Source organism: Sulfurimonas sp., from assembly GCF_016744025.1.
In the GTDB taxonomy this organism is placed as follows: domain Bacteria; phylum Campylobacterota; class Campylobacteria; order Campylobacterales; family Sulfurimonadaceae; genus Sulfurimonas.
Genome location: NZ_JADGFC010000104.1, coordinates 1 through 9442, shown reverse-complemented (window position 1 = coordinate 9442; position 9442 = coordinate 1). Strand labels below are relative to the sequence as shown.

Sequence of the window (9442 nt, the reverse complement as noted above, 5' to 3'; positions counted from 1 at the left end):
AATTCTAGGTACAATTTACTATTAGACTATTTAGTTTAAGCAGTGACATAAAATAGAGGATTTTTTGATGAAAAATATAATCATTTTTAAGATGGAGTTAATATACACATACATATTGACTTGTTTACTATTAACAAATACAATACTGGTAGGTAAGATTTTACTTGCCAAATGTAAAATTAAAAAGACTATCTTATGATAGTCAAAATAGATAGAGGGTTCAGTGTAGCTCATACCTTTGAAAAAAAAGTTGTGAAGTTATTTAACTCATTAGAATGGACTTTATGGTTAGCTACCATAAGGAATTGTTCTCCATCCACAATCAAATCGTATGCAAGGATGATGGATGAGTTTTGGGTGTGGACCCTATACAATGATGTAAAAGAAAATGAAACATTCGCTTTTTATCTTGCAAGATTTAGAGAAGCGCTGTTGAGTGGATATAAAATTAAAGAAACTGTATATGATGACTATCTGAAAATGGATGTCATAATTACAGTAATAAATAAAAAAGCTAAGTCTAAACAAACTATAAATAATGCTCTTATTGGTATAAGCAGTTATATGTATTATATAGATGAAAGTGACTTAGTAGAAAATAAAAATTTCATAGATACACTCTATGAACATAAGAAGAGTAAGAAAGGTCCATTGGGTGCACTAGACATAAAAATGTCAAAGTCATACCTAGAGACTTTTGGTAAAAAACAGGGAATTATAAAACCTTATAGAGTCCCTATTAAAAGCTCAAAAACAATTAAAGCATTTCCATATAAGAGTTTTAAAGCTCTGCTGGAAATTGCCGAACCTAGAGAAAAATTATTATACTTATTAATGGGTGCATGTTCAGCTAGGATTGGACAAGCCATAAATTTAACTTTGTATGATATTGACTACGAAAAAGAAGATATATGGTTACTTGACCCAACTTTGGATTATCAAGACATATATGGAAACTACAGAAAACAGTGGTTGCTAAACAGATATGGTATAGATATACAAAGAGATAAAGAGCACAACGATTTAACGATCCAGTTCAAATATCCAATACCGCTTAAGCATGAACCACTATATTGGATAAATGATTCGTTTAAAAGAATATTCTTTGAATCTATATCTAAATATACTAATAATAAAAACTACATAAAAGAAAACCTAAGAGATAAAGTACACCCTTTTTTCTTTGTCAGTAATACGGGTAGAAGATTAAAACCAAGAGGTATCTTTACAAAATTTAAAAAGCATATTGAAATATTAAATGAGCAAGGTCATCATATACCTACTAATATAGGGTTGCACTCATTGCGACATATGTTTGGTGTAGCAATGGCTGAAGTATTTGCTGAAACTGGTCAAGAAGTTGTATTTTCTCTCACGAAAGAGGCTATGGGACATAGTAATATAGATTCAACTATGATTTATTTTAACCTTACAGAGAAAAGTAAGCGTAGGCTAATTAAAGCAGCTGGAGAGAAAATCTTTGCTAATACAAAGGACGCATTGTGAGTGATAATAATTTTAAGATCTATCAAGAAGAGAAAGTTAAACATAATACTGCTTTAGTGAAGAAAGCAATTGAGCACATCAAGAAATTTGGTGGAAATATTTCAATGGCTAATATATCTAAAGTTACTAAAGATATTGCTCTTGATGGTGAAAAAGGTTTATCAGTCCCAGCTTTATCAAAAAATAAGATGTATGCAGCATTAATTAAAGAAGCTCAGAATAGCTCACAAAATAATATAAAAGCTCCTGAAGAGTTATCATCTAAGTCATTAAAAGAGTTAAGTCAAGCTGAACTTATGGCAGAGATATATAAACTTAGGATTTCAAATATAGAAAAAGAAAATAACTTGAAAATACTAAAAGATATTGTTGCAGAGCATAGTATTGATATCTCGAACACAAATATAGAGGTTTCAAACACTATAGATACTAAGGAGTGTAAATTTGCGCTTGAACACGCAATTAAATCTCTTTTAGAAGAAAAAATATTATATATAGATAAAAATACATTTGATGTAAAACTTGCCGCACTTGGAACACTTATACTAAAGGGTTCTATATTTAGAAAAATATTTCCTAAAGAGGTAAGAACTAATGAAGACAATACGGGAGATGGAGCATAATTATACATATGTAGATTCACTACCAAAGGTGAACTTATCAGGTAAGTTCCAATTTTTAAAAAGTGCCCATGAAACACTTGTAGATGATTGGTTATCATTTGTAAATTTTTATATTAAATATGATATTCCAAATTTATCAACTAATAAAAAAAACCAACAAGTCAATTTTAAACAAAAATATACACTTGATTCAAACGAGTTCTTAGGAACAGCATCTGATAAAGTTCTAGAGGTGTTTGGGATAAAAGGTACACTGAATGTAATAGTACAAAAGAATATTAATGGTTCTTATCAATATATCGCTCAAACCTCGTACAAAGAGCTAGTTGATAAACTCATTAACTATGATGATTCTAAACTTGGCAAACTGATTAATACCAATACAATGATAGATAGATTTTTTCTATATCAATACAATAATGGAAAACTACTGTATCCTTTATCATTTGATAAACAAATAATATCAAGGAATTATGAATTTAAACATTATTTTGGAGAGAATGAAGTTTTAAATATATATACGGAACTTCTTAGAAAAACTCATAAAAATGAAAATTCTATAGGAAACTATATATCAACAATCATTCATCTTCTTACAGCGACACAGTTAAATAAACTAAAAAACATTAGAGATGATGATCTAGATCAGGTAGAATCATATATTATAAATCATGAATTAGATATTACAACTAGAGGTGATACATATCTATATCAGCTTAATGATATAAGACGTATATTAGTAAATAGTGGAAGAGTTGATATCGCTCCACCAAACAATAGACAGGAAAACTCTAATATTGATAAGAGTAACCCAACTAGATTTATAAGCAATACAATAGACGCTCAGCGATATCCAAACCTTGAAGAAATAAGTAAAAAATCTCAAGAGTTTATGCTATATCTTAAAAATGACGGTTTGGGTTCTAGAACATTGAAAAGTGTTTCTTACAATATTAAGCTTTTTTTAGAGTACTTAATAAAATACCATTCACATGCAAGAATAGACACCAAACTAATCGAGTATATGTTTAATCCTATCAATGAAGATAGTATTATCAAATATGTAAAGAGTAGGCGTTCTGAATCGTCAGCGGGAAGTGTTCTAGGCTATATTGTTAGATTATTAAAATATATGGAGCTAGTGACTCCATATGTATTAAAGCATATTCCACGCATTAAAAAGATAAAACGCTTATCATCCAGAAAAGCTATGCCTAAGCATATGCTACAACACTTAAGTGATATTCTAACACAAAGACCACCAATAACTCAAACTATATGGGATAAAGCTAAAGCTGATATTGATTGGTGGCAACATAAAGATGTGTATCCAGTATTTCCAATTATGATTCTTATACATTTATTTATCCCATTAAGAGGTTCTCAAATTAGGAATCTGTGCAGAGAGAAATCATTTGAGTTGGATGAATTTGGTAATGTAAATACTATTATTGTAAATACGGATAAAAATACTGGAAGAGCGTATCTTCAAGAAATACCAAATGTATGGGAACAATTAAATTTTTTATCAGATTTTTTGAAGTGGCATAAAGTATATTTTCCACATCTTCCTAAGATAGTTTATAATGATGATGAAAATTCAAGGTGGGACGATATTACACCACTTATGATTACACCAAAAAATTATAAGCCTATTTCACAGCATACACATATGAACTACTTCAAGCGTGTTCTTATGCAATATCAAATTGAAATTAATGATAAATTTGCACAAGAAGATTGTAATAAAAAAGTTCAAATTCTATGGGCAAAGGATGATAAACAATTACCAAAAGATATCGAAGAGTTAAATTCAAAACCGGATAACTACTTTCAAAGTATTGCATCTAGCTATGATATACACTCTTTAAGAGTCACTGGAGCGACAAGATACCTTGAAGCAGGTCTAGGTATCTCACTAGTAATGAAACTTACTGGACATACTAGTCCAGACATGCTCCTTAATGTTTATAACAAGTTAGAACTTGAAGAGAAAAGAGATCTACTATCCACTGCAGTTAATAAAGTTTTTTTAACAGATGGAGAAGATACACCTGAAAATATTAAGAACTTCTTACTTGATGAAATACCAAATAATTATGATACTAAAAATCCTTATGAAATGGACAAGGCGTTCAAAGATAATAATTTATTTTCTCTCTCTAGGAAGAGTTCATCTGATTCCAATAACAGTACTCAAGTAGCTAAAGGTACTGAGGTCGCTATATCTTCACATCCATCTACATGGACTCCTATGATATTTGGTATATGTCCAGGTATCAAATGTCCAGATGGAAGGGAAAACAGATGTTCGCTTTGCCCTTATCTGATTACTGGAAGAATATTTTTAGATGGTGTTATTCATCAAGCTAATCTCAAACTTATAAACTTCTATCGTCTTTCAAAGGAAATATATGAAGAACAAAGTGCTGGTTATGAAAATAATGGTAAAAGTGAAGGAATAGATTTACTCTTTGAGGAAGTCATGGGATGGTTTGAGATATTAACAAAAATTGAAAAGGATATAAAAAATGACAAAAATCTACCTATTAGAAAGGATACTCAAAGTAGCGATATTATTGGTAATACTCTTGAAGCAATTGAATTATCCTATTTAAAGACTAATTATAATGCGATGAAGATGGGCGTTGAAAAAGACCATCATGGAATAGCTGTACTAATGATAAAAGCATTTCATCTTATAAATAAAGATCCTAATAAAGAGCTCGAGATTATATTAGAAGATGAAACAAAGATGCTAGATTGGCTTATGTCTGTTTATTTAGGCGCTAAACAAAATAATATGCTAAACAGCTTTATTAAGAAATTACAGTAATATATTAATCACCTAAAAGGTGATTAATATAACTAACAAGAAAAACTATCGAATACTTAATCCTTGAAAGGTTATCAATAATCATAGTTAACTGTATCTAATTATATTATGAAATTTAAAAAACTAAAGGCTAGTCGTATTAGTAGATAAGATTAAAAAGATCTCTTTTTGTATCTTTTTAAAAGTGTATTCATAGCCTTTAGCAATAATATAAAAATCATTTATATTTATATTATATTTATTCTCATAGTTATCAAAATCACCAAATAACTCGCCCAAAGAGATTTTATAAGTATTATTAGATTTATTATACTTTGAAAAAATCATTGCTCTTCCATATTTTTTGTCAACATCATATGAATCTTGTTGTAAGGCCTTTTCAAGTCCATCGAGGTATTCTTTAACATCTTTAGTCAATTCAACTCCTATTTATTTAGAATTTTTTTGTAATGTCTGAATAGTTAAGTTCAGAATAATTATTATTAATATATCTTTTAAAAACTTCTTTTTTTATATTCTGTTCATTTTGCTCATGAGATTCAATAAGTTTATGCACTTTAGTCATATCATCCATTCCAGTGACAACATATGGCTTATATACCAAGTTAAACTTAGTCTGCATATCTAAAGGTCTCTCTACTAAAACTGTACCATCTTGATATAAAGTGTGATACAAACTAGGATCTACAATCAATCCATTTTCTAATGTTATCCAAGCATGCATTCTGCCGCCAAGCTGCACGTCTTGAGTGGTTTTTTGCTCTTCAATAAACTTTTCTATTAAAACATCTTTCTTCGGCACTTTGAAGATATTCTTGTCGTTATGCAACACTTTCCCTATAGTGATAAAGGACATGTTTATTTTAGACGCTATAGTGTATGCACTTGAACCCATTGAACATAAATAAGTGCATAATCCCCTTTGACCTGAAAAGTCAAAACCATTGAGTATATAATTGTTGCACCATTGCATATCTTGATAAGCTTCTTTATTTATATCATGCTTTGTTGGATCGTAAATATACGAATCTAATTCACTTTCTGGTATTCCCAATTTAAGAAAGTTTTGCTTTGCTTGTAAAAACAAATTGTTATATATATCATCCATTATTGCACTTTATAGAGTCTATAGACTTATTTGTTTTATCAGATATATCAAAATTATCTAAATATTTAATCTTTGCCATTTGCTGAGTCCTTATTTAATAAATTCATTATAATTACCTTGTTTTTTAGCAATTCTCTTATTGCGTTCTATTTCCCACTCATCGGCTGGATAGAGTTTATTCCAGGCATTGTATTTATTTAACTCTTGTTTTGAGAGTTTCATGTCATATTGCTTGTTAAAGTATAAATAATCTCTAGCTATAATCCCTCTAATCTCTTCTCTAACTCTAGTTCTCTTCTGTTTAAACAGTACGTTAAATTGACACTCACCATACTGCTTTGCTTGAGCTAGTTCAAAGTCAAACTTAAAGTTCTTTCTATCCGCATTAAGTTCACCTACTGCTGGAAATAGATTATGCATGTCTGCTTGCATGATTTTATATTTCTTATTAACTTTAGTACAGCACTTTCTACCTTTGTACTTTTTACCCTTAGAACTAACACATTTAGGATCTCCTTCTCTCCAGCAAGAGAATTGACGACCAAAGTTTTCAGCAGGTATTAGGTGCTCCCATTCAATTCTTCTGGCTCGTTGATTCACTTTACCTTTTTTAGTTCTCTCGTTACGGGGTTTATATCCACATGATTTTCTGTCAATCATATTTTTTTTGTCTTTGTAGTTGTATTTACATTCACAATAGATAGTTGTTTGATGATCTCTGTATATTTTACGAAGTTCTTTTTTTGATTTTAAGAATGATTCGTTTGCACTAAATAATAAAGTTGATAAGAATAATAGAAGTAGTATTTTTTTCATTTGATTTGGTATTAACATAATTATCCTCTCAAGCGTGAGTTGTCAAATATACTATGTAATATTAGTTCTATTCCAGACCAGTCGTAATTAGATATCTTCTCTGAATCTTTTTTACACTCAGCAAGTCTTTCATAAAATCGATTTTGTATCTTTTTCTTAGATAATAACTCGCCATGATAATTTTTAAGAACCTCATTGTAGCCTTTCCATTGAACCGAGATCAATTCACCTTCTTCTTCTTCTAATGTATCTTTACCTAAATACATTTCAAGACTTGCAGCTAGTCCATTGACATTAATAATTTCCTTACCAGATGGGCCAAGTGTTGGATAATTTTCTGCTATTGGAATATCTGGATAATTGCATATAGATATGTTGTTAGGCAAATTGATTTTCTCTAAAGCTCTTTGAGCATCATAAGCTGCTGTATCATTATCAAAGATTGCGACTATTCTGTTTTTGATTCCTGCTCCTGAAAAGGCTTTTACTTGTTCTACTAGTGAACTAGCCCCACCTTTTGTTTTGTATTCATTAAACTCCATAAACGAATAGTAGTCAACCAAATGTGGGTATAGTAGGCATAAAGAATCCTCTATCATAGTTTTATCTGACGAACCTTCCGTTAAAATTATAATTTTTGAGTTCTTATCGTATTCTCCAATTAGTTGCGATGAAGAAATACTTTTAATATCATCATTTTCATTATAATATCCAGAGGACACAACATCACTTAAATCTAAAACGATTGATTCATCTTTATTACAGGATTCTAAATATGCTCTTAAGAATAAGCGTATATTTGGTGAGGGATAATTAAGTAGTCTTCCATCATTTAAAGTATCATCAAATAAATGGGTTTCTTTAAGTAAAAAAACTGCCTCATCAGAAAGGTTATTGTAAGTTTTTAATGCATCTTCATCATAAAATTCAAAACCAGCTATTCTTATTTCAGTAAAAGCCTTTACTAAAGAACTAAAGTTAAGTGTTTCTAACATTGCAAATTCTGCATCATATAGATTAAGTTCGCGATACAAGGAATCATCTATATATTCTTTCAGTCTCTCTAATATAACACTAATACTTGATACAAGGTCTTGTTCAACTCTATCTAAAGTAAATCCCATTATTTCAAGACGATTAATAGCAATTTTGACAGTAGTAGTATATTTACACACCTCACCATTGCCAGTTTTATCAGAAGTAGTAAAAAGAGTCATAACTTCATTATTAACATAACTTTTAGAAAGATGGATAAGATGATTGCTGACTGATAGATTGGCATAAGAACCCATTAATACTCCTATTTTATTTATCGTATTACTATTGAATTATATTCTAACTGCATATAAGCTCTTAATCGTTTAAATATGGTACAATTTTATAAAGACAAATTGAAGTTATTTTCAACTACGGCTAGGAACTAACTGGTAATTAGTTTTAAACCTATTCAATTATCTCCGCTTATTAAACCTAGCAGTAGGTTCAATTAACCATTCGAAGGCAACTCTATTTAACTATACAATCTATGTCCAAACTATACATGAGGATATAGATTCTAAAAACCATACCTTTTTGTTCTCTTTAAATTATAATATAAAACAATATTTATATGAAAGTTATCCTAAAGGACTTTGTGGAACTACACAAGTACAACTAGGGCTATATGTTCCATCATTACAAGTAACACGACCATTAGAACATCCACTTACTCCACCATGCCAAGAACAACAACCTCTTTGTTTAACCTCAAGACTTTTATTCTCTTTACATATTTGTTTTGAAGTTTGTACTTCATTATGTTTAATATTATCATTCATATTTGTTTGTGCAAGTATTGTAGTGACAATAAATATAATAGATATGAATATCTTCATAGTAATTCCTTAGGTGAATTTTAACTTTTATATTACAATATTTAACATTAAGTTATATAATAAAATTATGAAAAAAAATTTAAACATAACACCGATAGGTATGTATCCTTGGTTTATAAAATATCTGAATGGAGGTCAAATAAATGTTTTAGCAACAATTATTTCTTATACTGATTATGACTTAGACAATCCAGTATGCATTGTTTCAAACAGGTTAATTGCCTTTCATTCTGGTTTTTCTAAAGTACAAGATACGGACAGTTATCAAGCTTTAGATGATATAGAAAAGATAAATTTAAAAAATAAAAAAATAAACAGTTCTATACAGTATGTAAAAACTGTAAAACGACAACTTGAACAAATGGGTGTAATTAAAAGGCAAGTCATTGATTCAAAAAGCTATGTTACTGTAAATATGGACTGGAATAAAAGTAAATTTCTAAAAGAATTTGATGAACGTTTCAATTAAACTAGAGAAATACAACCCGTAAAATAATATTAAAAGGTTATATAATGAATATAAAAAATATAGAACTATACAATTCAGAGGCAAGAGACGTCCACTTTATTTCAAAACTATTAAAAGAAGGTATCGAAAAGGGTCATTTCAATAAAGAGTTAGGAGAAGATGAGCATATCTTTGAACAGCATGCACTTGCTTTAGCTAACTCAGTATTTA

At 29.5% G+C, this 9442-nt stretch carries 9 protein-coding genes; 4 read left to right on the top strand and 5 right to left on the bottom strand.

The window, feature by feature from the left end:
• Positions 1-195 precede the first annotated feature (195 nt).
• From QZZ48_RS12200 to QZZ48_RS12190, 3 genes are read left to right on the top strand one after another with little or no spacing between them, the layout of a single operon-like run.
• Positions 196-1506: a tyrosine-type recombinase/integrase gene (locus QZZ48_RS12200; RefSeq protein ID WP_294966263.1), complete on the top strand. Its 1311-nt coding sequence runs from the start codon at positions 196-198 to the stop codon at positions 1504-1506.
• Positions 1503-2129: a hypothetical protein gene (locus QZZ48_RS12195; protein ID WP_294966260.1), complete on the top strand. Its 627-nt coding sequence runs from the start codon at positions 1503-1505 to the stop codon at positions 2127-2129. Before QZZ48_RS12200 ends, QZZ48_RS12195 begins: the two co-directional genes overlap by 4 nt.
• Complete coding sequence (locus tag QZZ48_RS12190; RefSeq protein WP_294966257.1) at positions 2101-4965, top strand: hypothetical protein; 2865 nt, start codon at positions 2101-2103, stop codon at positions 4963-4965. Before QZZ48_RS12195 ends, QZZ48_RS12190 begins: the two co-directional genes overlap by 29 nt.
• 123 nt (positions 4966-5088) lie before the next feature.
• On the opposite strand, the gene QZZ48_RS12185 is transcribed toward QZZ48_RS12190, so the two are convergent.
• From QZZ48_RS12185 to QZZ48_RS12165, 5 genes are all read right to left on the bottom strand, one after another.
• On the bottom strand, positions 5089-5382 hold the full coding sequence (locus QZZ48_RS12185) for a hypothetical protein (RefSeq protein ID WP_294966255.1): 294 nt from the start codon (positions 5380-5382) through the stop codon (positions 5089-5091).
• 16 nt (positions 5383-5398) lie between these two features.
• Positions 5399-6073: a hypothetical protein gene (locus QZZ48_RS12180; protein ID WP_294966252.1), complete on the bottom strand. Its 675-nt coding sequence runs from the start codon at positions 6071-6073 to the stop codon at positions 5399-5401.
• 90 nt (positions 6074-6163) lie between these two features.
• Entirely contained in the window at positions 6164-6907 is a 744-nt protein-coding gene (locus QZZ48_RS12175) for an endonuclease (RefSeq protein WP_294966250.1), read from the bottom strand.
• Positions 6908-6909: 2 nt separating this feature from the next.
• Positions 6910-8181, bottom strand: a complete 1272-nt coding sequence (locus tag QZZ48_RS12170) for a HEPN/Toprim-associated domain-containing protein (RefSeq protein WP_294966247.1) — start codon at positions 8179-8181, stop codon at positions 6910-6912.
• A gap of 324 nt (positions 8182-8505) precedes the next feature.
• Positions 8506-8763: a hypothetical protein gene (locus tag QZZ48_RS12165; RefSeq protein ID WP_294966244.1), complete on the bottom strand. Its 258-nt coding sequence runs from the start codon at positions 8761-8763 to the stop codon at positions 8506-8508.
• Between the two features lie 67 nt (positions 8764-8830).
• Between QZZ48_RS12165 and QZZ48_RS12160 the strand changes: the two genes are divergently transcribed.
• The gene (locus QZZ48_RS12160) at positions 8831-9232 is read left to right on the top strand and encodes a hypothetical protein (RefSeq protein WP_294966241.1); all 402 of its coding nucleotides are present in this window, start codon (positions 8831-8833) and stop codon (positions 9230-9232) included.
• Positions 9233-9442: the final 210 nt, after the last annotated feature.